This window comes from Enterobacter cloacae complex sp. IR5401, assembly GCF_049238425.1.
GTDB classification, from domain to species: domain Bacteria; phylum Pseudomonadota; class Gammaproteobacteria; order Enterobacterales; family Enterobacteriaceae; genus Enterobacter; species Enterobacter hormaechei_C.
Window position 1 is genome coordinate 149,047 of record NZ_JBMKHN010000006.1, and the last position, 24,049, is coordinate 173,095.

General features: G+C 54.5%; 27 protein-coding genes. 13 read left to right on the plus strand and 14 right to left on the minus strand.

Annotated elements, in window-relative coordinates; all coding sequences use genetic code 11:
• Nucleotides 1-97: 97 nt before the first annotated feature.
• Nucleotides 98-439 (plus strand): SymE family type I addiction module toxin, encoded by a 342-nt coding sequence (locus ACOTX1_RS11280; RefSeq protein WP_006812446.1) that lies wholly within the window; start codon nucleotides 98-100, stop codon nucleotides 437-439.
• A 50-nt stretch (nucleotides 440-489) separates the two neighbouring features.
• Entirely contained in the window at nucleotides 490-1,527 is a 1,038-nt protein-coding gene (locus tag ACOTX1_RS11285; RefSeq protein WP_023315127.1) for a virulence RhuM family protein, read from the plus strand.
• On the opposite strand, the gene ACOTX1_RS11290 is transcribed toward ACOTX1_RS11285, so the two are convergent.
• The 4 genes from ACOTX1_RS11290 to ACOTX1_RS11305 form a co-directional block, all read right to left on the minus strand.
• Nucleotides 1,517-1,972 carry a GNAT family N-acetyltransferase gene (locus ACOTX1_RS11290; protein WP_023315126.1) on the minus strand — a complete coding sequence of 152 codons (456 nt, stop codon included), beginning with the start codon at nucleotides 1,970-1,972 and terminating at the stop codon, nucleotides 1,517-1,519. The two genes, ACOTX1_RS11285 and ACOTX1_RS11290, sit on opposite strands and share 11 nt — an antisense overlap.
• 48 nt (nucleotides 1,973-2,020) lie before the next feature.
• Nucleotides 2,021-2,902 carry a GlxA family transcriptional regulator gene (locus ACOTX1_RS11295; RefSeq protein ID WP_032634355.1) on the minus strand — a complete coding sequence of 294 codons (882 nt, stop codon included), beginning with the start codon at nucleotides 2,900-2,902 and terminating at the stop codon, nucleotides 2,021-2,023.
• 242 nt (nucleotides 2,903-3,144) lie between these two features.
• Nucleotides 3,145-3,624, minus strand: coding sequence for a hypothetical protein (locus ACOTX1_RS11300; RefSeq protein WP_017693981.1), 480 nt, complete (start codon nucleotides 3,622-3,624; stop codon nucleotides 3,145-3,147).
• Between the two features lies 1 nt (nucleotide 3,625).
• Nucleotides 3,626-4,414, minus strand: coding sequence for a winged helix-turn-helix domain-containing protein (locus ACOTX1_RS11305; RefSeq protein WP_023315124.1), 789 nt, complete (start codon nucleotides 4,412-4,414; stop codon nucleotides 3,626-3,628).
• Between the two features lie 834 nt (nucleotides 4,415-5,248).
• Between ACOTX1_RS11305 and ACOTX1_RS11310 the strand changes: the two genes are divergently transcribed.
• Genes ACOTX1_RS11310 through ACOTX1_RS11335 form a run of 6 tightly spaced genes read left to right on the plus strand, consistent with a single transcriptional unit; the run spans nucleotide 5,249 to nucleotide 11,284 of the window.
• Complete coding sequence (locus tag ACOTX1_RS11310; protein ID WP_022650132.1) at nucleotides 5,249-5,851, plus strand: helix-turn-helix domain-containing protein; 603 nt, start codon at nucleotides 5,249-5,251, stop codon at nucleotides 5,849-5,851.
• Nucleotides 5,852-5,903: 52 nt separating this feature from the next.
• A complete protein-coding gene (locus tag ACOTX1_RS11315) occupies nucleotides 5,904-6,488 on the plus strand; it encodes a fimbrial protein (protein ID WP_023315123.1) in 585 nt (194 codons plus the stop codon).
• A 53-nt stretch (nucleotides 6,489-6,541) separates the two neighbouring features.
• Nucleotides 6,542-7,219, plus strand: coding sequence for a fimbrial biogenesis chaperone (locus tag ACOTX1_RS11320; protein WP_023315122.1), 678 nt, complete (start codon nucleotides 6,542-6,544; stop codon nucleotides 7,217-7,219).
• Nucleotides 7,220-7,242: 23 nt separating this feature from the next.
• Nucleotides 7,243-9,768, plus strand: coding sequence for a fimbria/pilus outer membrane usher protein (locus ACOTX1_RS11325; RefSeq protein ID WP_023315121.1), 2,526 nt, complete (start codon nucleotides 7,243-7,245; stop codon nucleotides 9,766-9,768).
• Nucleotides 9,759-10,277 (plus strand): fimbrial protein, encoded by a 519-nt coding sequence (locus ACOTX1_RS11330; protein WP_022650129.1) that lies wholly within the window; start codon nucleotides 9,759-9,761, stop codon nucleotides 10,275-10,277. The genes ACOTX1_RS11325 and ACOTX1_RS11330 overlap by 10 nt, the downstream gene beginning before the upstream one ends.
• Nucleotides 10,277-11,284 carry a fimbrial protein gene (locus ACOTX1_RS11335; RefSeq protein WP_023315120.1) on the plus strand — a complete coding sequence of 336 codons (1,008 nt, stop codon included), beginning with the start codon at nucleotides 10,277-10,279 and terminating at the stop codon, nucleotides 11,282-11,284. The genes ACOTX1_RS11330 and ACOTX1_RS11335 overlap by 1 nt, the downstream gene beginning before the upstream one ends.
• Nucleotide 11,285: 1 nt before the next feature.
• Here the strand turns inward: ACOTX1_RS11335 and ACOTX1_RS11340 are convergent, their stop codons facing one another.
• The gene (locus tag ACOTX1_RS11340; protein ID WP_003860954.1) at nucleotides 11,286-11,810 is read right to left on the minus strand and encodes a lipocalin family protein; all 525 of its coding nucleotides are present in this window, start codon (nucleotides 11,808-11,810) and stop codon (nucleotides 11,286-11,288) included.
• 117 nt (nucleotides 11,811-11,927) lie between these two features.
• On the opposite strand from ACOTX1_RS11340, the gene ACOTX1_RS11345 reads away from it, so the two are divergent.
• The 5 genes from ACOTX1_RS11345 (at nucleotide 11,928) to ACOTX1_RS11365 (ending at nucleotide 16,439) form a co-directional block, all read left to right on the plus strand.
• Complete coding sequence (locus ACOTX1_RS11345; RefSeq protein ID WP_022650127.1) at nucleotides 11,928-12,653, plus strand: MerR family transcriptional regulator; 726 nt, start codon at nucleotides 11,928-11,930, stop codon at nucleotides 12,651-12,653.
• 99 nt (nucleotides 12,654-12,752) lie between these two features.
• Complete coding sequence (gene uraH / locus ACOTX1_RS11350; protein WP_022650126.1) at nucleotides 12,753-13,163, plus strand: hydroxyisourate hydrolase; 411 nt, start codon at nucleotides 12,753-12,755, stop codon at nucleotides 13,161-13,163.
• Nucleotides 13,164-13,265: 102 nt separating this feature from the next.
• Nucleotides 13,266-14,225, plus strand: a complete 960-nt coding sequence (locus tag ACOTX1_RS11355; protein WP_023315119.1) for a YbgA family protein — start codon at nucleotides 13,266-13,268, stop codon at nucleotides 14,223-14,225.
• A gap of 146 nt (nucleotides 14,226-14,371) precedes the next feature.
• The gene (locus ACOTX1_RS11360; RefSeq protein ID WP_006812462.1) at nucleotides 14,372-15,460 is read left to right on the plus strand and encodes an AAA family ATPase; all 1,089 of its coding nucleotides are present in this window, start codon (nucleotides 14,372-14,374) and stop codon (nucleotides 15,458-15,460) included.
• 175 nt (nucleotides 15,461-15,635) lie between these two features.
• The gene (locus tag ACOTX1_RS11365) at nucleotides 15,636-16,439 is read left to right on the plus strand and encodes a DUF4225 domain-containing protein (protein WP_023315118.1); all 804 of its coding nucleotides are present in this window, start codon (nucleotides 15,636-15,638) and stop codon (nucleotides 16,437-16,439) included.
• On the opposite strand, the gene ACOTX1_RS11370 is transcribed toward ACOTX1_RS11365, so the two are convergent.
• From ACOTX1_RS11370 to ACOTX1_RS11410, 9 genes are all read right to left on the minus strand, one after another.
• Nucleotides 16,417-16,746 carry a hypothetical protein gene (locus tag ACOTX1_RS11370; protein WP_023315117.1) on the minus strand — a complete coding sequence of 110 codons (330 nt, stop codon included), beginning with the start codon at nucleotides 16,744-16,746 and terminating at the stop codon, nucleotides 16,417-16,419. The genes ACOTX1_RS11365 and ACOTX1_RS11370 overlap by 23 nt on opposite strands.
• 123 nt (nucleotides 16,747-16,869) lie before the next feature.
• The gene (locus ACOTX1_RS11375) at nucleotides 16,870-17,856 is read right to left on the minus strand and encodes a GlxA family transcriptional regulator (RefSeq protein WP_022650122.1); all 987 of its coding nucleotides are present in this window, start codon (nucleotides 17,854-17,856) and stop codon (nucleotides 16,870-16,872) included.
• 25 nt (nucleotides 17,857-17,881) lie between these two features.
• Nucleotides 17,882-18,661, minus strand: a complete 780-nt coding sequence (locus ACOTX1_RS11380) for an MBL fold metallo-hydrolase (RefSeq protein ID WP_023315116.1) — start codon at nucleotides 18,659-18,661, stop codon at nucleotides 17,882-17,884.
• A gap of 89 nt (nucleotides 18,662-18,750) precedes the next feature.
• Nucleotides 18,751-20,001, minus strand: coding sequence for an HlyD family secretion protein (locus ACOTX1_RS11385; RefSeq protein WP_023315115.1), 1,251 nt, complete (start codon nucleotides 19,999-20,001; stop codon nucleotides 18,751-18,753).
• 6 nt (nucleotides 20,002-20,007) lie between these two features.
• Nucleotides 20,008-20,757: a hypothetical protein gene (locus ACOTX1_RS11390; protein ID WP_263522118.1), complete on the minus strand. Its 750-nt coding sequence runs from the start codon at nucleotides 20,755-20,757 to the stop codon at nucleotides 20,008-20,010.
• Nucleotides 20,754-22,850, minus strand: coding sequence for a peptidase domain-containing ABC transporter (locus tag ACOTX1_RS11395; protein ID WP_023315113.1), 2,097 nt, complete (start codon nucleotides 22,848-22,850; stop codon nucleotides 20,754-20,756). The genes ACOTX1_RS11390 and ACOTX1_RS11395 overlap by 4 nt, the downstream gene beginning before the upstream one ends.
• A 67-nt stretch (nucleotides 22,851-22,917) precedes the next feature.
• The gene (locus ACOTX1_RS11400) at nucleotides 22,918-23,103 is read right to left on the minus strand and encodes a hypothetical protein (RefSeq protein WP_001196016.1); all 186 of its coding nucleotides are present in this window, start codon (nucleotides 23,101-23,103) and stop codon (nucleotides 22,918-22,920) included.
• Nucleotides 23,104-23,126: 23 nt separating this feature from the next.
• Complete coding sequence (locus ACOTX1_RS11405; RefSeq protein WP_022646586.1) at nucleotides 23,127-23,321, minus strand: hypothetical protein; 195 nt, start codon at nucleotides 23,319-23,321, stop codon at nucleotides 23,127-23,129.
• Between the two features lie 73 nt (nucleotides 23,322-23,394).
• Nucleotides 23,395-24,048: a hypothetical protein gene (locus ACOTX1_RS11410; RefSeq protein WP_006812468.1), complete on the minus strand. Its 654-nt coding sequence runs from the start codon at nucleotides 24,046-24,048 to the stop codon at nucleotides 23,395-23,397.
• Between the last annotated feature and the right edge of the window lies 1 nt (nucleotide 24,049).

Below are 24,049 nucleotides of genomic sequence, written 5' to 3' on the forward strand. Positions count from 1 at the left end.
CATATAGGAGGCCACCTAAACCTCCTGTATTTCAACGCCCCGATGTGCGGGAACACAACCGGAGCGTCTAACCTCACCAACTATCAAGGAGTTGATTATGGCTGATTCGCATTCTACCCCAGACACCGACCAATCCGGAACCGAGCGTTCGTTAATTGTGGGATACCGCCCGAATGTTTACGACAAATCTACGCCAAAAATCATCCTTTCCGGCAAGTGGCTGCGCGCGGCGGGGTTTGATACCGGGCAGCAGGTCACGGTAAAGGTCATGAAAGGATGCATCGTTCTGGTGGCGTATAACGAGCAGGAGCAGCGTTTGCAGGACGATTATAAACGGACGAAAGCAAAGCTTATTGAGATAGAGGACGCGCTTGCAGCGATCCAAATTCCACATGCTGGAAAGCGCCTCGCAAAATCAAATACAAACCACCTGGCTTAGCGGCTGTTTCTGGCATACTACCTGCCTGGTGCATTAGATGTGGAGGCGACATGGCAGATAAAGACGTAATCCAATCCCCGGTAGGCGAATTTGTTATGTTTGCCAGTGATGATGGAACGGTTCGCATCACATGTCGCTTTGAACATGAAACACTCTGGCTGTCGCAAGCAGCCATTGCGTCTCTTTACCAGGTCACCCCTCAAGCTATTACTCAGCATATTAAAGCTATTTATGAAGAAGGTGAGCTTGAACAAAAAGCAACTTGTAAGGCTTACTTACAAGTTCAGCAAGAAGGTCAGCGCAAGGTCAATCGCAACACACTTCACTATAGCCTGCCCGTCATTCTCGCCATCGGCTATCGCGTCCGATCCACGCGAGGTACACAGTTCCGCCAGTGGGCCACCCAAACGCTACAGGAATACCTGGTTAAAGGCTTCGTTATGGACGACGAGCGCCTGAAAAATCCGCCTGTGGGATCTTCCGCCGTCCCTGACTATTTCGATGAAATGCTGGAACGCATCCGCGATATACGAGCCAGTGAACGCCGGGTCTATCTTCGCGTGAGGGAGATTTTCGCATTAGCCGCTGACTATCAGCCGTCGCTCAAAGAAACCACGCAATTCTTTCAGACCATCCAGAATAAACTGCATTTTGCCTGCACTGGGCACACCGCTGCTGAGTTGATTCACCAACGTGCGGACGCCACTCAACCGCATATGGGGCTGACCAGCTATAAAGGCGAAGAAGTCCGTAAAAGCGATGTCACCACCGCAAAAAATTATCTGTCTCAGGATGAGGTGAGCGAGCTTAATCGCGTCGTTAATATGTGGCTCGATTTTGCCGAAGATCAGGCCAAACGCCGCAAGCAGGTATTTTTACGAGACTGGCAAACCAAGCTCGATCAGTTCCTGCAATTCAACGACCGGGACGTTTTAGAAGGCGCAGGAAAAATCAGCAAGAAAGCGGCTGATGAAAAGGCGTGCTCAGAATACATCGAATATGAAAAAAAGCAGCGCCTGCTGAAAGAGGTCGAAGGTGAGAAAGATATTGTCGGCTTATTAAAATGGGATAAGCAGGCTAAGCGCTAATCCCGGTATTCCTGCTCAGCTTCATATGCAACAGCGGAAACGGATTCCCCTGCCCGTCCAGCTCCGAGCGCCCGACCTGCTCAAACCCCATATAACGATAAAACGCCACCCCCTGCGGATTCTGCTCGTTCACATCCACTTCATTTACGCCGAATTCTGCAATGGCATATTGCAGCAGCATTTTCCCGATACCCTTCCCCCGGCTCGCATCATCCACAAACAGCATTTCACTGCGATTTTTATCCACGCCCAAAAAGCCGTGAATAATACCCACGTCATCCCGGGCAATCACAACCCTGAGATTAGGCAAATATGCGTTGAGCAATAACGGACGCAGCGCCGCGATATCGCTTTCCTGCAAAAAGCGGTGCGTGGCGCGAACGGACGACTCCCAGACTGCGACGAGGCGTTCAAATTGTGAAGGGTGTGCGGCTTCTATTTTCATGGTGATATTCCGGTTGAGTAAAGTTTCAGGGCAGCAATGTAATGATATTCAGCTCTGCGACGTGCGCCACACGCCAGGCGTACAACCGTACTCCGTATGAAAATGACGAATAAAGTGCGCGCAGTCGCTGAACCCCATCCGCTGCGCAATATCCGTCACGCTTTGCTGTGAGTTCTTCAGCAGCCAGCAAGCATAGCGCAGCCTGGCGCTGCGGATAAATTCGCGGGCCGTTTTGCCGAATTCTGCGTGGAACAGGCGGTTGAGCTGGCGTTCACTCAATGCCACTTCTCGCGCAAGCCCGGCGGTGGTGAGCGGCCGGGTCAGGAACTGTTCAATCAGCATGACGGCGCGGCGCAACCGCGAGTCAGGGATAAGCGCAAGATTCGCCGGACGTGGGGTGGCAATTTCATGCGGAACGAGCGACAAACGCTGACAGGTGGTGCTGGCGATATCATCCCCGGCATGGGCGCGGATAAGCTCAGTTGCCAGCGTCAGGGTGGAAATACCGCCCGGGCAGGTCAGCACATCGCCATCGTCGATGAAATCATACCCTTGCTCAGCATAAACCAGCGGGAAAGCCTGCCGAAATGCATCAAGGTGGAAAGGATGGATGGACGCTCGTCGTTCATTCAGCAATCCTTCCTGTGCGAGGACAAAACTGCCGGTGCCAATGCCAATGAGCGGAACCCCGGCATGGTGGGCATGTGCCAGATACGCTTTATCCCCCTGATACCCTAAGTCCAGATACTGCAATTCACCGCCGATAACAGCAAGGTAGTTAAAACTGTCCGGCGGCGCATGGGTGGAATCCGGTCTCATGATAATCCCCGCATTGCTGATAATCGGGATATCAGGAAATTCACTTATCAGGCTGATTTTAAATGCTAATTTATCCTGAGCTTTCGCTGCATAACGCAGCGCCTCCAGCAATCCGGAGACGGCCAGGAGTGAATAACGGGGCCATAATATCAACCCAATATGCAGACACTTTTCCGGTACTGATTTTCCCCCATCGGAGGAGTCAAATACACTTTTCATTTACTTGCCAAATTTAAAATTAATTACATTATCGCAACATGATCTGTCGCACTTTATATTTCTAAGATAATGCTGATATTTTAAATCAAGCATAAATGAGACGGGAGGAAAATATAATGTTTTTCTCGTTTATATCATTCTTTTTTTGAACCACGACACACATATGTCGGTAATGTTCCTAAGGTAAAGATATAGTTACCATTATGTTGTTCATTGATCCGCATATAAATACTCTTGCCCGGATAGACAAAAAATTGCGGTTCATATTTTTCCAGCCAGCTGTCGTCAACATTATCGTCCGGGAACGTCATATTTTTTTCTGACGTCAGCAAATAGAGATGATCTTGTCTCTCCACCCGAAAGGAAATTTTCCTGTCGATGGTTTTACCCGGATCGCTCTTTGCCCGGCCATTCATGCTCAGGGTGCCGAATTTCCCGTCGAAGGTGTAATTCAGCCAGACCGTCAGCGTCTCATCCGGATGGTGCTGGACCAGATTAGCCTGGCATGAAAAAGGCTGAACGTAAGTTCGGTGCCACAGGTAATAGCCCGTCAGCACGCCTGCGGTGACGAGGCCCGTCACGATGATATACAGCATCTGCCGAAAACGAGTCATGCTAGCTATCCTTCAGGAAATAATCAGATATACAGCGGTTCGGTTCTTTCATTGGCCGGTCGCAGCGAATAACCGACGCACGAGGAAGCAGAGCGTACCAGCTGATGTAAACCCAGGGATATTGCGCGCATTCAGCCTTGAATTGTTCCACATAGGTCAGCGCGGAAGCGCGTTCAGCGTGAGTCTGAATGTCGTTCGCAAGATAAACGCGACAGGCTCCGACGGATGCCGCAAAACGGTAATCCTCAACAAAACGGTTTTCTGTGGCGTTCATATATCCCGTCACGCCTGCCCCGGCCAGGACGATCAATAGCCCCATGACAACAGCCAGCCAGCGCGTGGGCTTCCTGGCAACGGGCGTTGCTGGCGCGGAGGATGCAGAGACCTCCTCGATCGCTGGCGCCTCCACACATTGTTCCTCTGCGGGTTGAGACGCGACAGGTGAAGACTCTCTGACGGTTATTTGCGTGTCGCTTGCCAGCGTCAACCCAATCCGCGGAATGGTAACGATAGGGTCAGTTTCAAAACCAATCTTTTTGAGCCCTTTGCGCAGGATGGAGATGTTCTGGTAATAGGTATTGGAGGAGACAAGCATGCCGCGGCTTTGCCAGACAACATCAAGGAACTCTTGCTGAGTGACAATCGACCCCGCTCTGTCGATTAATAACAACAGGCATCGGCCTGCTGGCGAATTTAACACAACCACACGGTCAGGATTGTTGATATCACGTAACGTGCTGGCCGCAGGATGAAATTCGACGATATTATTTATAATGTAATGCTTATGCATAGGGGCAGTATGAATTCTCCGGTTAACAGATGTTGAACCTGGGTCACCGCATGTATGGGATGACATTCACGTCGGGATTAATGTGACTGATTAACGGCATGCTGTATATCTTCGCCATTGGCGAAAAATCTTAATTTATATTTCATCCCTTAAGCTTCACTGAACCTGCATAAGAACTCAACCCTTGTAGAATGCGGCTTGCAGAGCCACTTCATCCGCGCTCATCCTCATTATGATGTTTTGTGAAGTGAATTTCCGCTCCACAGAAGTATCTCACTACCGGCAGCATCTCATTTATCAGAGCCTCACCTTTTGGCGCACTCCTCGCCTCTTGACATTGACAAATACCTACATAAAAAAACATTGTACGCCACGGACATGCGTGTCTGAAATATTCAGCACCCTTAAGCCTTAACTTTTCTCAACCAGAACAATATCAATAACTTATGTGGTTTTTGTATGCTTTTCAGCCACCTTTCTATCAGTTTTTATCGATGATAACATTCGTAAATTGTTATTCCCCGTCAGCAACTTCACACCCGCACTGACACCAGACGACAAACTCCTTACAAAACATTTATCAAAGCTAAATTTTCATTAAAAATAGAAGCTATCATAATTTACAGAAAGCGAAGCGGAATAAGACCAATCAGAGGGAAGCGTCGTAACCGGTCTCGATCTTAGTAATTAATACAATTTTAGATTAATTCAGATTACCTCTTTATTGGCCGACGTATAGTAGGCCTACACTATGCAATACGTCATTGCTTCGAGAATACTGGCGATAACCTTATAAATAATTCGCCTGATTACTATTATAAATCGAGGATTAACATGACGAACAATAGCCAAATAACACAGCATATAACTGTTGCACTGATGGGCGGCGATCATTATGCAAGAAACGGCATTAAAACATTATTAAGCAGCATCCGCGACGACCTTCACATCATTATCATCGAAGGAGGTTATCAGGAACTGGATAAGGCGCTGTCGTCGATTCGTGTCGATATCTTATTTATATCCGGCGCAGAGAAATACCATACAGGGTATGACTCACTGAAATATTTAAAAAAAATCAAAGCCACGCACCCTGAAGTGATGATCTGCCTGTACTCAACCTCTGCCCATTCCCTGTTATGGGTCCGGGAAGATATTGATGCCTATATCTCGCTACAGAACACGGTTTATCAGTGGCGGATAAAGCTAGCAAAAATGGTCGATAGCCATTATCGGCCCCAAAAGCAGCCAGCGGCGTTATCGCTGACGCCTGGAGAAAGGAGGGTATTAAAGGAACTCAGGAACGGACTGGATATACGTTACATCGCAGAACTGGAGAAACTTTCTTATCGCCGCGTGAGCGCCTTAAAAAGCTCAGCGATAAGGAAACTCGGGCTCAGGAATAAGACAGATTTGCTGGTCTTTTTAACCAGTTAGACCTGCCGCTTTCAGAGCAAATCTCGTAATAAAAAAACCAAGGAACTATGAAATGAAAGCACGCCTTACTTGCCATTCTCTGCTGGCATTAAGCATTGCCGCCCTGCTGCCAGCGGGCTCAGCACTGGCCGCCACCACCAGCGGCGGCACGGTTAACTTCAGCGGTAAAGTGGTGACCTCCGCCTGTGCCATCAGCGCCGGTAGCGCCAATATCGACGTCGACATGGGGGAAGTGCGTACCGCCACGCTGGCTGCCGCAGGCAGTGAAGCCAGTACCGCAAAAGCCTTCTCCATCACGCTGGAGGATTGCGAAATCGCCGATACCTCCGCGTCCACGGAAAATAACCCCATCGCCGCAACGACCGTGGCTATCACCTTCACCGGTACGCCGGACAGTACCGATGTCAATAGCCTGGCCGCGGGAGTAAACGGCGGCGCGGGCTCGGCGCAGCATGTCGCTATCCGTCTTTATGACGAACAGGGCAACGTCGTCAGGCTGGGTGAGCCGGCAGCAGCGATCCCCCTGCGTGCGGGGGCGAACACCCTGAACTTCAGCGCGAAATATTACTCCCCACTGGGCAACGCCACGGCGGGTGATGCCAGCGCGGTCGCCACCTACACCGTGACCTATTCGTAATCTTCAGGCCCGGTCTGCTGACCGGGTCTGACTCAGCTTTCAGGAGACGCACAATGCGCGTAAACACATGGATTTGTCTGGCTGGCACGTTATGTTCATCCGCCGTGTACGCAGGCGGCGTGGGGTTAGGCGCAACGCGGCTGGTCTACGCAGGCGCGGCTACGCAGATGATGATGCAGGTAAGAAATACCCACCCTGATGCCACGTTCCTGATCCAGTCATGGATGGAAGACGAGAAAGGGAGCCGTACCAACGACTTCGTCATCACGCCGCCGCTGTACGTCATGAAGCCCGCCAGCGAAAGCGCGGTGAAAATCATGTTCAGCGGCAACGCCCTGCCATCCGATCGCGAGACGCTGTACTGGATGACGGTCAAAGCTATCCCACAGCAGGTTAAAAACGGTTCCGGCAATTCGCTGCAATTCGCCTCTGCCAACCGCATCAAGGTCTTTTATCGCCCGGAGCGGCTCAGGGAAGGTGCAGGGGAGGCATGGAAAAACCTTGCCGGCGCCTACCGCGCGGGCAAGGTCACGCTGACCAACCCAACGCCGTATTACCTCACCACCATTAACGTGAAAATTGATGGCAGGCCGGTATCGCCCGTCATGGTACCGCCGAAAGCCAGCGTGACGCTGGCAGACACCTTCAGCCATGCGAGCAGCATGAGCTACCAGACGATTAACGATTATGGGGCCTGGACGCCCGTCACCCGCACGTCATTGTCCCAATAATAAAAACAGTAAGGCGTGACCACATGAAAATTAAAATCCTGTGCGCCACGGCGATCGCCCTGGTGATTCGGCAAGCCGTGGCTGCCGAAAGCGAGCTGCAATTTAATCCTGCGTTTCTCAACGGCGAGCGCGCCAACAGCGCCGATCTCGCCTGGGTCAACGCCGGGAGCGCGTTGCCGCCGGGCGAGTACAATCTTAACGTGTATATCAACACCCAGTTCGCGTTCACAGGTAACGTCACGTTTCGCGTCGCTGAAAGCACCGCCGGTGAAGCCCTGCCGTGCCTTACGCCTGCACAATTCGCCGCACTTGGCATCGACAGCCGTCAGGCTAAAGGGGGTGAGCTGCCGCCTGCGCAGCGCTGCATTTTTTTAACCCAGTCATTCGCCGATACCCGGTTTGATTTTGACCAGAGGACGCTTACCCTCAACTTCACCGTACCGCAAAGCGCGATGCGCGCTCTGCCGCGCGGATACGTCAGCCCGGAGAGCTGGGAATCCGGCATCCCTGCCGCGTGGCTGAACTATGTGGTCAATGGCGCGAATAATGACTACCGGGGCGAGACGCGCACGCGGGAACAACAGCTGTTTGTGAGCCTGAACAGCGGCGCCAACCTGGGCGCATGGCGGCTGCGTGATTTCACCACGTGGACCAAAGAGAGTAACGAGCTCACCCACGTCCAGACCTGGCTACAGCGGGATATCCGCGCCCTGCGTGCCCAGGTTTACGCCGGTGAAACGTTCACCTCCTCGCAGGTGTTTGACGCCGTTGGCCTGCGTGGGATTGCCCTGAAGACCGATGACAATATGTTGCCCGCCAGCCTGAGCGGTTACGCGCCTGAAGTGCGCGGCATCGCGCGCAGCAATGCCACGGTGACGGTTCGCCAGAACGGTAACGTCATCTATCAAACCTCCGTTCCGCCAGGGGCGTTTGTGCTGAAAGATCTCTATCCGACCTCTTCCGGCGGCGACCTCGCGGTCACCATTCAGGAGAGCGACGGTAGCCAGACGCAATACACCCTGCCCTTTGCCAGTGTGCCGAATCTGGTGCGTAACGGTCAGGTCAAATATGCTCTGGGGGCGGGGAAATACCGTCCTGCGGGCAATCAGATCTCGCCCTCCTTCGCGCAGGGCGAGCTGTTCCTGGGCTGGCGATACGGCCTCACGTTTTATGGCGGGGCGCAGTTTTCCGATCGCTACACCGGCCTGGCCTTCGGGATCGGGCAGAATCTCGGCCACTTTGGCGCCTACTCCCTCGACCTCACCCATGCCCGCAGCCAGCTGGCTGATAACCAGCACTACACCGGGGATTCGGTGCGCCTGCGGTACAGCAAGCTGCTGAACGATATCGGGACGCGGGTCAATTTCTTCTCGCTGCGTTACTCAACGGCAGGGTTTTATACCCTCAGCGATACCACTTACAAAGGCATGGCGGGCGGAGCGCCAGAACAGACCGTGGAAGACGATGGCACCGTCACCACTCACTACGACACGGTTTACAACCTGCATATGTCGCGTAAGGCAAAAAATCAGCTGCTGTTGTCGCAGCCGATGGGCGAATACGGCGCGCTGTCGCTGTCCTGGGATCAACAAACCTACTGGAATACGTCAAAAACCACGCAAAGTTTGCAGTTCGCGTGGAACGCGACGTTTCGTAACCTGTCGCTTGGCATCAGCGCCCAGCGTAGCTCTGGCCTGTACGACAACAAGAAAGACAATATCCTCGCGTTGTCCCTGTCGGTGCCGCTGGGTAATCCGGCGCTGTCGACCCGTCTCCGTTTTACCGCTACCCATGCGGATCCCGCTGGCACCACCGCCAGTACCGGTGTCAGTGGTTATCTGCCGGGGCAGGAGAATCTTTTCTATAGCGTCAACCAGCGCTACAGCGCGCAGCAGCACTACGGCGGCGATGCCGCGCTGCAATACGAGGGCGCGTGGGGAGACTATAACCTGGGCTACAGCTACGCCGGTGACTCCCGCAACCTCAGCTACGGGATGAGCGGCGGAGCGGTGCTGCATGAGGATGGTCTGACGCTGAGCCAGCCGCTCGGGAACACCAATATTCTGGTGAAAGCCCCGGGCGCCAGCCATGTCGCCGTGCTCAACCACAAGGGCATCAAAACCGACAGCCGGGGCTATGCGGTGATCCCGTACGCCACGCCGTATCGCGTTAATCAGGTTGCGCTGGATGTCACCACCGTGGGCAATGACGTGGAGCTTGAGAACGCCATCGCCAATAAAATCCCCACCGACGGGGCACTGGTTCGCGCCACCCTCACCACGCGTCAGGGGGCAAAAGCGATGTTTATCGTACGTCACGCTAAAGACGTGCTCCCCTTCGGCACGCTGGTCTCGTCAGAGAATGACAAAGCCAGCGGTATCGTCGGCGACGGCGGCAGCGTGTATCTGACCGGCCTGTCAGCGCAGGGAACCTTGCATGCCGTATGGGGACGCGACAGCGCCCAGCGCTGCACGATCCGCTATGCGTTGAACCCGCAGAATTATCACGCCCGCACCGGGCTTTATTCCCAGGAGGCCATATGTCAGTAACCGTCCGTTTCCTCCCCCTGATCCTGCTGATGGTCATCACCGTCCCCGCGCGCGGCTATGACGTGCTGGTTTCCGTGACCGGCAACGTGATCGGCAATACCTGCATTGTCTCGGAAGATTCGAAGGAGCAAAACGTGCCGCTGGGCACCCTCGGCGTGAAGCAATTTAGCGAGGCGGGGGCGGTCAGCAATATCAAAACGCCCTTCACGCTCACCCTTGAAGCGTGCGGCCCCACCTTTGCTGGCGTGAAAATCCGCTTCAGCGGTACGCCGGATGACGAAAACCCGCAGCTTCTGAAAGTCGCTGACGGTGGCGCGACCGGCGTGGCAGTGCAGATTCTGGATAAAGACAGCGTACTTATCCCGCTGGACACCCAAACCGCTGCTTACGGCGCGGCGGGGGATGACAGCGTAAAAATGACCTTCTATGCGCGACTGGCCGCCACGGGTGCGCCGGTCAATGCCGGAGACGTTTCGGCAGTGGCGACCTGGACGACGGAGTATCAATAATGCGTTTACTGTTTTTAGCCCTGTTTTTTATGTCCTCTCAGGCACTTGCCCTCTCCTGGACATCGGATATCACCCTTTCGCCAACACCCATGTCATGGTCCGGCCCGGCAGACTCCATCGTGCCTGGAAAGACGATCGGCTCTGAATGGAGCGCCTCTGCGAGCGTCTCGGAAGTGTTCTGGTGCGGCCTGGTATTTACCTGCTCCAAAGGGACGCTGGAGCCGAGCAGCAGTATAACCGCCACCGGCATCACGGTTATTCTTGATGGCGCAAATTACATGGTATTTGAAACGGGCGTGCCCGGCATCGGCTTCATTCTTGGGCTCAAAGATTATAACGGCACCACCTATGTGCCGATGCAGACGGGCATTACGCAGAGCTATCCGGCCGATGGGACTAACGGTTACGCCACCGCACTGGGCTGGTCGGCAAAAGTGACGTTTATCAAGACCGGCGTTCCGCTGAAATCCGGCGTATACCAGACCCCGACCATTAACGCGGCGATCCTGACGGCCTATAACAACGAAGTGAAAACCGCGCAGGTGATCATCAACCCCACCACCATCACGGTGACGGCAAGCGGCTGCACGGTAGGCACAAAAAGCGCCAACGTCGACCTGGGCACCATTGATGTTCACACGCTGCCCAGCGTAGGCAGCACCTCGCCGTCAGGGGAGTTTAACGTCAGCCTGACCTGCGATGAGAACGTGGCGGTTAACGCAGTGATGACCGATCAGACCACACCGTCAAATACCTCGTCGGTCGTGACGCTGACCGGGGACTCCACGGCCTCCGGCATTGGCGTGCAGTTTTTCTATAACGGTACCGGGCCGCTGATGATGGGGCCAGACAGCTCGGCCGCAGGCACGACGGGACAGTTTTTCATCCAGACCACCAGCGCAGCACAAACGCTATCCCTGCCGTTCCAGGCGCAGTACATCCGAACCGGAGACCTGGTCCCCGGCTCGGCCAATGCCCTGGCAAGCATCACCTTTTCGTATCAGTAGGTTAGTGCTTCACCCACACCAGCTGATCGACCCGGAAGCCCAGACCGCGTGCGGTGTTCAGGTAGTCCTGTTTTACCGCATCCGGAATGGTCGGGGTGCGCGATAAAATCCACAGGTAGTCACGGTTCGGGCCGCTGACCAGCGCGTACTGGTACTTATCGTCCAGCTTGATCACGTTATAGCCGCCGTAGAACGGGCCGAAGAACGATACCTTCAGCGCAGCCGTAGTCGGTTCGCCGGTAAAGTACGCCTTTCCTTCGCTCTCATTCCATTTGTTCTTCACCGGATCATAGCCGCGGTTCAGTACGCTGATACCGCCATCGCTGCGCTTGCCGTACGTCGCGGTGACCTGTTCCAGACCGCGCTCAAAGCGGTTTTCCAGTCGGGCGACTTCATACCATTTGCCGAGATAGCGGCTGGCATCAAAGCCGGTAATGGGCTGCACGCCTTTCGGCGGCGTGGGAGATTTACAGGCAACCAGAGTCAGCGCAATGGCGACACCGGTAACTACAGGCCATAGCCTCATGAGAACTCCTTTCATTTACGCGGTTGGACGTTAAGTGTAGCGCACCCGTGCGGCGCTTCATCCCGTCGGAGAATATTCGTAGTATATTGAGACAACTCCTTCTCTTCGGATGCAGACATGGCTTACTCCATCGGCGAATTCGCCAGACTCAGCGGCATCACCGCCACCACGCTGCGGGCGTGGCAGCGACGCTATGGCTTGCTCAAACCCGAGCGTACGGACGGCGGTCACCGCCTGTACAGCGATGAGGACGTTCAGCAGGCGCTGAAAATCCTCGACTGGGTAAAAAAAGGCGTACCCATCGGTCAGGTTAAATCACTGCTGGAACGCCCTGCGCCGCGCCGCGCCAATAACTGGCAAACCCTGCAACAGGCCATGATGCAAAAGTTGCAGGAGGGGAAAATTGAATCCCTGCGTCAGATGATTTACGACGCCGGACGCGAATACCCAAGGCCAGAGCTGGTCACTAACGTGCTGCGTCCGTTGCGCAGCCAGATATCGGCCAACGTCGCCGCCGCCATGACGCTGCGTGAGATCCTCGACGGCATCCTCATCGCCTATACCTCGTTTTGCCTTGAGGGCGATAAAAAAGCGCCGGGCGATAACGTTCTCATCAGCGGCTGGTACCTCAACGACCCGTGTGAGATCTGGCTTGAAGCCCTGACGCGCACCGGCCAGGGCCACCGCATCGACATCCTGCCGGTTCCCCCTGCCGCGCTGGCCCCGGAAATTTTCCCGGATCGCAAATGGCTGCTGGTCACCAGCGGCAAACTCACCGCCGCGCGGAAAAAGCAGGTTGCGCAGTGGCAGCAGCAGGTTTCCCTTGAGGTAATTATCCTCTGATTATTTTCTGCTGTGGCAATCTTCACGAAAAGTTGAATATTTTTTCGCGCAGCGAGTGCTAACGTTTTCCTGTCACCGACAACTCAACAGGAAAACACGATGAAAAAGACACTCCCTCTGATGATGCTGGCTGCAATGGCTTTCGCGCCTGCCGCATTCAGCGCCCCGGCAGGCACCCTGAGCGTCCACGTTCTGGACCAGCAAACCGGTATGCCGCCAGCGGATGTGACCGTTACGCTGGAGAAGCAGGAGCAGGACAAGTGGACCCCGATTGCCAGCGGTAAAACCGACCACGACGGGCGCATTAAATCGCTTTATCCGCAGGATCAGGATATGGCACCTGGCGTGTATAAAGTGACCTTCAAAACCGCCGATTACTTCCACGGCAAAAAGCTGGACTCCTTCTTCCCGGAAGTGCCGGTGCTGTTCACCGTCACCCGCACCAATGAAAAACTGCACATCCCGCTTCTGCTCAGCCAGTACGGTTACTCAACCTACAAGGGCAGCTGATTGCTCTTGATTTTAAAGACGATTAAAAAATAATCCCGCCAATACTTGGACAAACTCGCATTGTTGTGTAACTTTTAGATATGAGATCGGGAGGTGCACACCATGACAACAAAACCTGTGCTGGGTATTAGCGGATGTTTGACCGGTTCCGCCGTTCGCTTTGACGGCGGGCATAAGCGTATGGGCTTTGTGATGGATGAGCTGGCGCAGTGGGTCGCTTTCCGCCCGGTATGCCCTGAAATGGCTATCGGCCTGCCCACGCCTCGTCCGGCGCTGCGCCTGGTGATGACCACCGGCGGCGAGACAGAAATGCGGTTCAGCAAAGCGCCCCACGATGACGTCACGCAGAAGATGGCCGCATTTACGGCAGATTATTTGCCGAAAATCGGCGATCTGTCGGGGTTTATCGTCTGTGCAAAATCCCCCAGCTGCGGCATGGAGCGCGTGCGGCTGTACGACGAAAACGGCAACCGGGGCCGCAAGGAGGGTGTCGGGCTGTTCACCGCCTCCCTCCTTGAAACTTTCCCCTGGCTGCCCGTCGAAGAAGACGGTCGCCTGCACGATCCGGTACTGCGGGAAAACTTTGTTGAGCGCGTTTTTGCCCTCCACGAACTGAACGTAATGCGTAAAAATGGCCTGACGCGCCGTGCTCTGCTGGACTTTCACAGCCGCTATAAGCTTCAGCTTCTGGCGCACCATCAGGCAGGCTACCGTGAAATTGGCCCGTTCGTGGCATCACTGCACGAGTGGGACGATCTGGACGCGTATTTCGTGGCCTATCGCGACAAACTGATGACCATCCTGAAAAAACCTGCTTCGCGGAAGAATCACACTAACGTGCTGATGCACATTCAGGGCTATTTCCGTAACCAGCTGAACAGCCGCCAGCGCGGAGAACTGCGTGATGTGATCCTGCATTACCGGGACGGACTGCTGCCGATCCTCGCGCCGCTGACGCTGCTTAAGCATTATCTGGCTGAATACCCTGACCGGTATCTGATGACGCAAAACTACTTTGATCCCTATCCTGATGATTTGGGTCTGCGTCTGGCCGTTACCTGATAAGAAAGAAGCGAAGGCCCCATTGACCCACAGAGGCCCAAAGCTGTACCCCGTTTAGACGACACCCTCACTGTCGTCTTTTTTTTGCGCTCAGCGTAAAATACTGTAATTCTGTACAGGTTAAGCGTGCACAGCGGAGTAACCCGATGATCAAAAATCTGCATATTCAAAACTATCGCTCAATTCGCGATATGTCGCTTGAGCTGGAACAGCTCAATATCGTGTTCGGCCCCAACGGCACCGGAAAATCCAATATTTATAAGGCGATTTACCTGATGCACAGCGCGGCGCAGGGGCAATTCTCCCAGGCGCTGGCAAACGAGGGGGGCATTTTGAAAGTGTTCTGGGCGGGCAAAACCCGCAGCGACCAGCTGCGGCGCATGAACCTGGCGGTGGAAACGGAAACCTATGAATATGAGCTTCAGGTCGGGTTCGTGGAAAAGCTGCCCTACCCCTCACAGTTTCAGCTCGATCCGGTGATCAAAGAGGAATCTATCTGGCTGAGCGGCCAGCACCGTCGTCCGTCGTCACAGCTGATGAAGCGTAAGAACCAGGCCGTATTCCTGAACAACGTACATCACGAAAAAGTGACCCACAGCGGTACGCTGTATGAGAACGAGTCAGTGTTCGGTCAGCTCGGTGAACCGCACCTCTACCCCGAAGTGTCGCAGATGCGTGAGTCCCTGCGTAACTGGCGCTTTTATCATGAGTTTTCCGTTTCATCCGGCTCGGCGATCCGCGCGCCGCAGGTGGGTTTCCGCTCCCCGGTGCTGGCCAGCGACGGCGCGAACCTGGCCGCCGCGTTTCAGACCATTGTCGAAATTGGCGACGAGCTGCTGCTGATGCGCATTCTCGACCAGGCCTTCCCCGGCTGCGTGTTTTACAGCGACAACACCGGCGGGCGCTTCCGCATGATGATGCAGCGCGAGGGGCTGAGCAGACCGCTGGAACCGGCAGAGTTCTCCGACGGCACGCTGCGTTTTTTATGCCTGGCGGTGGCGCTGTTAAGCCCGCGCCCTCCCGCATTTATCGCCCTCAACGAACCGGAAAACAGCCTGCATCCGCAGATGCTGCCCGCCCTGGCAAGCCTCATTGCCGAGGCCAGCCGCTATTCGCAGATCTGGCTCACCAGCCACTCGCCGGAGCTGGCGCATTTGATTGAGAAGCACCGATCGTTTTCGCTGTATCAGCTGTCGATGGCGGAGGGGGAGACACGGATGGAGCGGCTGGGGTAATGCACTTCTTTTATGCTGTCACCACTTTCAAGGTCGCCATCAACGACGAAGATGATTTCCGTCGGTATATACCTTCGGCGAATTCTGCGCTCGCGACAGATTATCCAATTTATTGTTGCCAGTTTCTGATGTCAGGATAATCTGTAAACGTTGGTTATCAGATGAGAAAATTAAAATGGATATTGTAATTTTCCCTGGTCAGAACGCCCGCGCATGGGCTGAAACAATGATAAATCTTGAAGCCCGCAAGCTCATCAATACTGCGAATATTGTCGGAGGGCAACATCTCAGCGACGGACTCGCACGGATTAAATTTATGGATGATATTCGGCAGTTTGTGATGCAACAATTTAGTGCTACCCGGGCAGCCAGAAGTAATGAGGAGTGCATGGAATGCCTGAAAAACATCCGGGCTGAGAACGAAAGTCTTCTTGAGCAAAGCAGAATGCTTCGCTCCCGTACAGCTCAGCTTTTTGCTCAGATTGAACTGGTTAAAGAAAATAACAAAGTCGTCGGTTACGTTATCTCATCGATTAAGGTTGTGCTTTCAGGGTTACAGATTGTTGCAGGTGTTGGTGCAATGATGACAATGAATCCAGTGGGTGCGCTTGCAGGAGCGATTCTGGTTATGGATGGTGCAAATGCCATTTCAAAAGAAATTAACAGAACGCTTCAACATCAACCAAACTCCGAAGGTATGCTGGCAGATGGCGTCATGGATATCGCTCAGTTTATGGGATTTAAACGTGAATCAGCACTTGGGGTATTCAATAGCGTAAGCCTGGCAGCAAGCGTCTATACGGTATTTGGCGCCATCCGGAAACCCGAATCATGGCGTCTGTTTCGTTATCTCCCGCTGGATTTCTACCGCAAAGTCGACGGAATGAATCGCGCAGCGCTCACTATGAAAATTGTCGGCTGGGGTGTCTCTGCAAAAGTCTCGTTTGATTTAATTTCTAATGCGTCTGGACAGAACTAATGTATTTCTTTCTGAAGCGCCAGGCTTTGTAGGTAATGATCGGGGGTTGAAAAAACCAGGCAATAATCAATACGATGAAAAGAGAAATGCCACCGGAAACAATATTATAATGTTCAGCGAAAAAAAGAAGCGCCAGGAAAATCAGGGCCACAGTCGCAGTAATACACAGAACCATGATAAATCGCTTACCTAACTCAAGCACTACCTCGAGCAGGGATGAACCATAACGGCTAATGTTTCGGTTCAGATACGCTAATTCTTTTACGGTGAAACCTGATTCAAGTAACTGCGTTTCAATATTGTTCATGCCACTACCTTTTCTTCTGGAAAGTAACGTGGATTATCTTAACCGGAAGAGAAGTGCTTGTAACCCGTCTGATGCATATCCATTGCCGCCAGCTTTAAAGGCAAAGAAGCCGCCCACGTCTTTTTATTCCATCGCGCCAGCATTATTTTTCGCTGCATACGGCTTAACGCGAAACGTCTTACGCCACTCCGCCGGACTGACACCAAAGCGCGCCTTAAACTGCTGCCGATACGTCACCGCTGATAAAAACCCCACCTGCTCAGCGACGCTTTCGATTGGCAGACTGCCGGACTCCAGCAGGATCTGGCTGCGCCGCAGGCGCTCGGCGGTAAGCCAGTCGGCAACGCTCATGCCCGTCGCCTTGATAAAATGGCGGGTCAGCGTGCGTCGGCTCATCGACACCACGTCCGCCAGCGAATCCAGGTTATGCGGCTCGGAAATGTGCTGCTGAAGGTAGTCAATGAGACAGTTAATCCGCCCGTCGCGGGTATCTTTCGGCACAGGTTGCGCAATAAACTGCGCCTGCCCGCCCTCGCGGTGCGGCGGGACGATCATCCGGCGGGCAATCTGATTGGCGACGACGCTGCCAAAGCGCTGGCGGATGATGTACAAACAGCAGTCGAGCGCGGCGGCGGTACCCGCCGAGGTGATCACATTGCCGTCGTCCACGTAGAGCGCGTTGATGTCCAGTCGAACGTCCGGAAACAGCGTCTGAAACTGGTGTTCAAACTCCCAGTGGGTGGCGGCCCGTTTGCCGCTGAGTATGCCCGCATAGCCCAGTACAAACGAGCCCAGACACAGCCCAACAATTTCCGCCCCGTTGTCTCTGGCCTGAACCAGGCTGTCGAGCAGCGTCTGAGGCGGGCGCTCCAGCACGTGCTGCCAGTAGGGTACAACCACAATTTCAGCCGATGCGATTGCAGAAAAATCCTGCGTCGCATGCAGGGCAAAACCGTCTTTCGAGGTCAGGAATCCCGGTTTTTCAGCACAGATCGTAACGTTAAAGCGCTTTTCCCCGGATACCGTATCGCCAAACAGAATGCAGGGGACGGAGTAGTGGAACGGGCTAAACCCGTCCACCGCGACAATAGCAACGTTAACAAGCGGCATCTGTCTCTCCTTTCCCCTTTAACACTCAGAATATAACGGTTTCGCCGTCCTGAGGAATGCTCACCGCGTCACTTATCTCGTTGGCGTCAACATACTCGCGCAGCGCGCGGCGGGTCAGCAGGCAGTGGTTGATAACTTCCATATGGGTCGCCACGATTTTCGCCTGCGGCAGCAGGAAATGCACGTTAAGCAGATCTTCTTCCCCCATGATAATCGGCCCAAACCCAATGACATGAGCGTAACCGGCGTTGAGCACGACGATATCCGGCTGGTGCTTTTGCAGATCGGCCGCCACCGCATCGCGCCAGATGGTATCCCCTGCGATATAAAGCGTCTTCTCATCGGGATGACGGAACACCACGCCGCAGGCTTCCCCCAGAAACTCTGCCAGCTCCGGCACGGCGTAAGCGCGGTCAGTACCGTGCTGGCCGCCGTGGGTTTTCACTATACGGATATCGCCGTATGTTGTTTCCCCGGTCATGATCGTCAGGTTGGTAAATCCCTGGCTGCGCAGTAGCGCGGCATCGCTATCATTTTGCACGTAGATCGGCTTGCCTTTGGCGATCAGCTCAACGGCGTACTGATCCCAGTGATCGGCATGGGTATGGGTGACGATCACCGCGTCAGCATCCAGAAGCGTTTGAACGTCAACGGGAAGCTCGACCATCGGGTTGCGAATATCAGCCCGCGCCGTGCCGGGAAAACCCGGATAAGTGCCTTTTGGCGCCAGCATTGGGTCGATTAAAAAGCGTTTTCCCGCGTAAGTGATCAGTTGGGTGGCATTGCGAATTTGCGTAATGTTCATGGGCTATCCTCCGGTTGGTATGAGAAGGAGAATAGCCCCAGGGTGCCGTTAAGAATGTGGGCCAAAGGGCGATGATCGATGAAATCGGGTCAATCGATAAACCGCTTGCGCACCCTTTCCAGCGGGGCAATCAGCAGATTGATAAGCGGCTTACGATCGATAACGATATCGGCGTTCACCGTCATCCCGCCCATCAGCATGCGCTTTTTCTTGTCCGGGTCGGTAAACCAGGAGGGGACGCGCACTTTAGCCAGGTAGTAGTTCTGCCCTTCCTGGAGCGGGATCAGCGCCGAATGGGCATCAATGTTTACCTCATAGAAATCGGACAGCGTCGCCTCCACCGAACCGTATTTGTCCACGGGCCAGGAGTCGAAGCGCAGCTTGACCTTATCGCCTTTCGCCACGCGCCCCACCCCCGTTGCCGGAACATACAGGTACCCCTCCATCGTCGCCGCGGTATTTTTACGGATCACCACCACCACCTCGCTATTTTGCGTAATGGCCCGGCCAGGCGGGAAGTTAATCGCCACCACGTAACCATCGGCAGGGGCCAGCATCGCCATGGTGGAACTTCCCCGGCTGGACAGGTTGCGATCGATTTCGCTGATGCGGTTTTTCACATACAGCTGCTCTTCGCTCAGAGAGTCAATTTGCGACTGGGTGCTGTCGGTCAGGCTGGTTTTGCGTGCCTCAAGCTCAAGAATAGTGCTCTCCTCCAGCGTCAGGTTGAGCTGCGCATTGAGCACATCATTGTGGCTTTTATCGAGATCCACTCTGGAGACATAGCCCTTCCCGGAGACGGATTTCCACGCCTCGTAGGTGTCGGTGCTGTTTTTTAACAGCGCGCGCAGCTTCTTCACCTTATCGCGGGAAACGGCGATCTGCTTGTCGGTGAGAGCCAGCTGCTGCGCCAGATTTTTGCGATACGACGCAATCGAGTCCTCAATGGCCTGAATGCGCTGCTCGCTGCGCTTCTTCTCCGCTTCCATCTGCTGGCGGTCAAACTGCACCACCGAGCCCTGCTTGCCGCCATAGTCCTGCGACACGGTGAACAGCGGATCGTTTTCCTTCACGTACTGACCGGGCCGGACGGCAAAATCGACAAGGGTACCGGACTCTCTGGCGCGGACTTCCACATCGCCCTGCGCCGGGATCAACACCCCGCGTGCCAGCGTGGTTTCCGAAAAATTAAAGACAATCGCAAAGACCAGCAGGCAGAGAAAAAAGGCGATGAACAAGGTCAGCACGGCTTTCAGCCGTGGCGCGTTGATGTGATAGCTTTTTGAGAAGTGATGCGGGATCAGCGCCCGCCGCTGTCCGCTTCGGTTTTTTAATTTCACGATATGTCATCCATGATAAATCACTGAAAGATCATCCCATGCACTCCAGAGCGTGGGGGTTTTGCGCAGCGCGTTCAGCGTGTCGGCGGCGGCCTGACGGTAATCCTCCGGCGCATACGTCTGACTCTCCAGCCCAAACTCCGCCGCGTGCAGCGAACAGATCGGCAGCAGCGTTCGGACGCTGTAGCCATAGCGCGATAAAAACCGCGTTGAGACGTCCGTTAACCACGCCTTTTGATCCCCTGCCTGGGTGGAGAACAGCGGCGCATCCGGCAGGCGTTCGTCCATCAGCAGCACCGTCACCAGGCGGTGAGGGGCGAAAAACGAGCTGGCGCGTCGGCCTTCGTGCGCGGCCATCAGCTTATGCAGCGCAGGGTGACGGGTAATAAACTGAAAGCGCACATCGGCTGGCGCGGTGGCGAGCAGCGCATCCACGATCAGACCAAAGCCCGCCCAGCGCATGCCCAGTAGCAGGGTGCGAGATGAACTGTAAAATGCCTGCTCCCGCGTCCACTGCGCCACGTACCCGTGCAGATCAAAACTAACGTTGCGCGCCCAAAGCGCGGGCGGGAAGATCTGCTCCACGAAGTTAAACCCGCTCAGCTCATGCGCATTCTGATGCAGAAAATCAGCCGGAACATCGGCCTCCGGGCAACGCATAAACTGGCTGTAGTTTTGCGTGATCCGGTTTGCCAGCAGCGTGCGCCCGGCCTGGCGCGCGCAGAGTCGCGCATAGAGACGCGGCAAAAACATCATTGCTCACTCTCCCGCAGGGTGCCGTTTTCCATGGTATAGAGACGCCCCTGACAGCCCACCACGTCCGGCGAGTGGGTGACAAACACCAGGCCAATCCCCAGGCTACGCAGGTTCGCCAGCACTTTCTGCGCGGTCGTTTTATCCAGATTCGCCGTCACTTCGTCACAGAGCAGAAGCTTAGGCTGGCTGTACAGGGCGCGCGCCAGAACCAGACGCTGCATCTCCCCGGCAGAGAAAAAGGTGTTCCCCGGCAGCATCTCCGTTTCGTAGCCGTGCGGCAGCCGGGCGACGACGTGATCCACCTCCGCCAGCCGACACGCGGCAATGACCTGCTCTTTATCCGGTGCGCTGTCAAAGCAGGCGATGTTGTCCAGAATCGAGCCGGTGAAGAGAATATCGTCCGCATGGACGATGCGGATGTGCTGACGCAGCGAGGAAAGATCGCACTCGTCAATGGGGATCTTATTGATCCGCAGCGTGCCAGACGATGCCAGCAGCATGCCGGAGATCAGACGCAGCAGCGTGGTTTTTCCCGACCCGCTCTGGCCCACAATCACCGCTTCTTCGCCCTGCTTCAGGGTCATGTTGATATGCTGTAGCGTGGCCTCCCGGCTAGGATAGGCAAATGAGACATCCTCAAATTGCAGACAGACCGGCGAGGTGACAATCCGCTTCCCAAACTGGCTGGTTTCAGAGGGGGCAAACAGCAGGTCGCCCACGCGATCCAGCGGCCCCTTGAGGGCATTTTTGTCCAGCAGCTTCTGCGCCACCTGCACCATGGCATCGGAAAAATAGCGCTTATAGCTGATATAGGCGTAAAGCATCCCGATGCTCATCTGCCCTTCCAGGATCAGCCACGCGCCAAAGCAGACCACCAGCAGCTGCTCGGCATTGATCACCAGCAGCGAAGCCACGTCAAAGCGGGCCAGTAGCCGCTCTTTACGCATCAGCCCGGCGATGTGCTCGCGCTGGGATTTGTCCATCACCGCATCCCGGGCCTGCTCCATGTTGTTCGCTTTGAGCGTTATGATCCCTTTCTGCGTCTCCACCAGCAGAGACTCATACTGGGCGGTGCGCTCGATGGAGTCATCCACCGCGCGTTGATAGGGGCCGATCAGCGAAAAGCGGATCAGAAAAAACACGCCCATCAGCAGCATTGTCAGCAGCGCAATTTTGACGTTATACAGCAGCATAAACAGCAGGCTGGTGACGGCGATCAGGCTGGAAAAGAGAATTTGCACGTAACCATTGCTGATGAACTCCGCGCAGGCGTGGAGCGATTTCTCAATAGCCAGCACGATGCCCGGCGGGCGCGAGCGGAACCAGCTGGTCTGGGTGCGCAGCATGTAGTGGCGCACGGACTGGCTTAAATCGTCATAGGCAATGTTACGCATCAGGATCTCAAGCAGCTGCTTGAGGAATTTACCGATGACTTCAAAGATAAAGACGATAGCGAAGATCGCGGTGAGCAGGATCACCAGATCGCTGTCGCTGCGGGAAATGGCCTCATCCATAATCAGCTGCACGTAGGTGGGGCTTGCCAGCATGGTGATGAGAGTAAAAATACAGAGCACAAACAGCAGCAGCTGGCGCTGGAACAGGCTCGGAGATTTATTGGCTAAACGGCCAAGCGTGAGCGTTTCATCCGGAGATTTCTTTTCGAAGCACGGCGTGGGCTTAAGCTCAAGCACATAGCCGGAAAAGAGTTTTTCCGCCTCTTTCAGACGGTAACGACGCACGCCGCTGGCCGGGTCGTGAACGGTCACGCTGCGGCTGTCGATCTTCACGATGACCACGAAATGGTTGCCGCGCCAGAAGGCGATGAGCGGCAGCTCAGACGTTTCTATTTCAGTGATTTCGCCTTTAAGCACCCGGCCAGACATATTTTTATCGCTGGCAAGGGTCATCAATTCCGCCATTGAGGTTCCCGCATCGGCGGAAACGGAAATCTCCCGGCGCAGCTGGCTGACGGAGACATGGTGGTCGTAGTGCCCCAACACCATCGCCAGGCAGGCCAGTCCACATTCGGTAAATTCATGCTGGCGAATAACAGGGGTCTTACCCTGTTTTTTATACTGAAAGAGCGAAAACATAATGATCCGTGGCTGAAATAAAAAAATGGCCCGGCAATGCGGGCCATGCGTACAACGTGCTTCTCGCTTAGGCGCTGAAGAAACCGCCGATGAAGCCGCCCACCAGGCCGAATACGCCGCCGATGGTGCCGCCCAGCGCGCCTAACATCTGGCTGCCCGCGTTATAGCCCGCGCTTGCGCCCTGAATAGCGGCAGCAAACGGATCCCAACCACCGATGATGGCCTGTGCTTTTTTGAAATCGATAACTTGCATGATACTTTTCCTGTTAACGTGAATTAGTTGTAGCTACCAACCAGCGCGCCCAGGAAGCCCATTGCGCCACCCAGAACTCCGCCAACCACACCGCCAACCATGCCCATGATGCTGGCGCCAGTGTCGTAACCCAGCTGTGCACCTTTAACCAGACCAGCGAACGGGTTTAACGCGCCGCCAATAATGTCTTTCGCTTCTACGAATGAAATCGCTTTCATTTTTATCTCCTGTAGTGATGGATCTTTAGCATGATGCTAAAGGCTAATTTCCTTTTATGAAGGAAAGCGGTTGCTACGGGCAGGTGGTCAGCGGAATGATTTTATTGCCATAAATAATCATCCGCCTTGCAGCCTGCCCGGCATTATCTATTTCCAGCCGTTGCCCCGGTGGAATATATTTTGAATTGTTGTATTGCGTACTGCACCCGACCGAGGAAACATATTTAAAATAGGTATTCCCGGTATTACTCACCACCCCGTTGCTAAACGCATAATCAAAATGTCGTGTCCATGGGCGGACAATCAAAATAGCCTCAAGCGAGACCACCACATCCGACTGGATGCGCTGGCCTTTGCGCGTGATAACCTTTGCCTGGAGCGGCGTCTCGGTGAATTTTACGCGATAGTATCGCTCTTTGTTGTCATGCGGGCCGGTATAATAAAATTTAAAACCCGCGCGCTCACCGCTCCCCAGCGTTAATTGCTTAGGCGAATACATGACTTCGCCGTCTTTTATTTCGGTTTCTTTTCCCTTCTCTTTAGGAACGTCTACCTGAATAAGCGACACGGTATAATTCTGACGCTCGCTGGTATCGTTTTTTATCGGCTGAAAAACAACTTCTCTTTCGGGAAGAAAATCAATATTCAGACTTTCGATAATTAAAGCATTTGCCCCTGTGGAAATGAAGCAATTTATTGCAAAAATAGCCAGGAATTTTCCAGTCATG

Coding starts and splice junctions, on each gene's coding strand:
- ACOTX1_RS11320 (WP_023315122.1), top strand. CDS start 6,542: ATGCGCGTAAACACATGGATTTGTCTGGCTGGCACGTTATGTTCATCC.
- ACOTX1_RS11340 (WP_003860954.1), bottom strand. CDS start 11,810: ATGAGGCTATGGCCTGTAGTTACCGGTGTCGCCATTGCGCTGACTCTG.
- ACOTX1_RS11335 (WP_023315120.1), top strand. CDS start 10,277: ATGCGTTTACTGTTTTTAGCCCTGTTTTTTATGTCCTCTCAGGCACTT.
- ACOTX1_RS11395 (WP_023315113.1), bottom strand. CDS start 22,850: ATGTTTTCGCTCTTTCAGTATAAAAAACAGGGTAAGACCCCTGTTATT.
- ACOTX1_RS11305 (WP_023315124.1), bottom strand. CDS start 4,414: ATGCATAAGCATTACATTATAAATAATATCGTCGAATTTCATCCTGCG.
- ACOTX1_RS11300 (WP_017693981.1), bottom strand. CDS start 3,624: ATGACTCGTTTTCGGCAGATGCTGTATATCATCGTGACGGGCCTCGTC.
- ACOTX1_RS11410 (WP_006812468.1), bottom strand. CDS start 24,048: ATGACTGGAAAATTCCTGGCTATTTTTGCAATAAATTGCTTCATTTCC.
- ACOTX1_RS11355 (WP_023315119.1), top strand. CDS start 13,266: ATGACAACAAAACCTGTGCTGGGTATTAGCGGATGTTTGACCGGTTCC.
- ACOTX1_RS11285 (WP_023315127.1), top strand. CDS start 490: ATGGCAGATAAAGACGTAATCCAATCCCCGGTAGGCGAATTTGTTATG.
- ACOTX1_RS11405 (WP_022646586.1), bottom strand. CDS start 23,321: ATGAAAGCGATTTCATTCGTAGAAGCGAAAGACATTATTGGCGGCGCG.
- ACOTX1_RS11375 (WP_022650122.1), bottom strand. CDS start 17,856: ATGCCGCTTGTTAACGTTGCTATTGTCGCGGTGGACGGGTTTAGCCCG.
- ACOTX1_RS11360 (WP_006812462.1), top strand. CDS start 14,372: ATGATCAAAAATCTGCATATTCAAAACTATCGCTCAATTCGCGATATG.
- ACOTX1_RS11330 (WP_022650129.1), top strand. CDS start 9,759: ATGTCAGTAACCGTCCGTTTCCTCCCCCTGATCCTGCTGATGGTCATC.
- ACOTX1_RS11345 (WP_022650127.1), top strand. CDS start 11,928: ATGGCTTACTCCATCGGCGAATTCGCCAGACTCAGCGGCATCACCGCC.
- ACOTX1_RS11390 (WP_263522118.1), bottom strand. CDS start 20,757: ATGATGTTTTTGCCGCGTCTCTATGCGCGACTCTGCGCGCGCCAGGCC.
- ACOTX1_RS11310 (WP_022650132.1), top strand. CDS start 5,249: ATGACGAACAATAGCCAAATAACACAGCATATAACTGTTGCACTGATG.
- ACOTX1_RS11325 (WP_023315121.1), top strand. CDS start 7,243: ATGAAAATTAAAATCCTGTGCGCCACGGCGATCGCCCTGGTGATTCGG.
- ACOTX1_RS11315 (WP_023315123.1), top strand. CDS start 5,904: ATGAAAGCACGCCTTACTTGCCATTCTCTGCTGGCATTAAGCATTGCC.
- ACOTX1_RS11280 (WP_006812446.1), top strand. CDS start 98: ATGGCTGATTCGCATTCTACCCCAGACACCGACCAATCCGGAACCGAG.
- ACOTX1_RS11365 (WP_023315118.1), top strand. CDS start 15,636: ATGGATATTGTAATTTTCCCTGGTCAGAACGCCCGCGCATGGGCTGAA.
- ACOTX1_RS11290 (WP_023315126.1), bottom strand. CDS start 1,972: ATGAAAATAGAAGCCGCACACCCTTCACAATTTGAACGCCTCGTCGCA.
- ACOTX1_RS11380 (WP_023315116.1), bottom strand. CDS start 18,661: ATGAACATTACGCAAATTCGCAATGCCACCCAACTGATCACTTACGCG.
- uraH (WP_022650126.1), top strand. CDS start 12,753: ATGAAAAAGACACTCCCTCTGATGATGCTGGCTGCAATGGCTTTCGCG.
- ACOTX1_RS11400 (WP_001196016.1), bottom strand. CDS start 23,103: ATGCAAGTTATCGATTTCAAAAAAGCACAGGCCATCATCGGTGGTTGG.
- ACOTX1_RS11370 (WP_023315117.1), bottom strand. CDS start 16,746: ATGAACAATATTGAAACGCAGTTACTTGAATCAGGTTTCACCGTAAAA.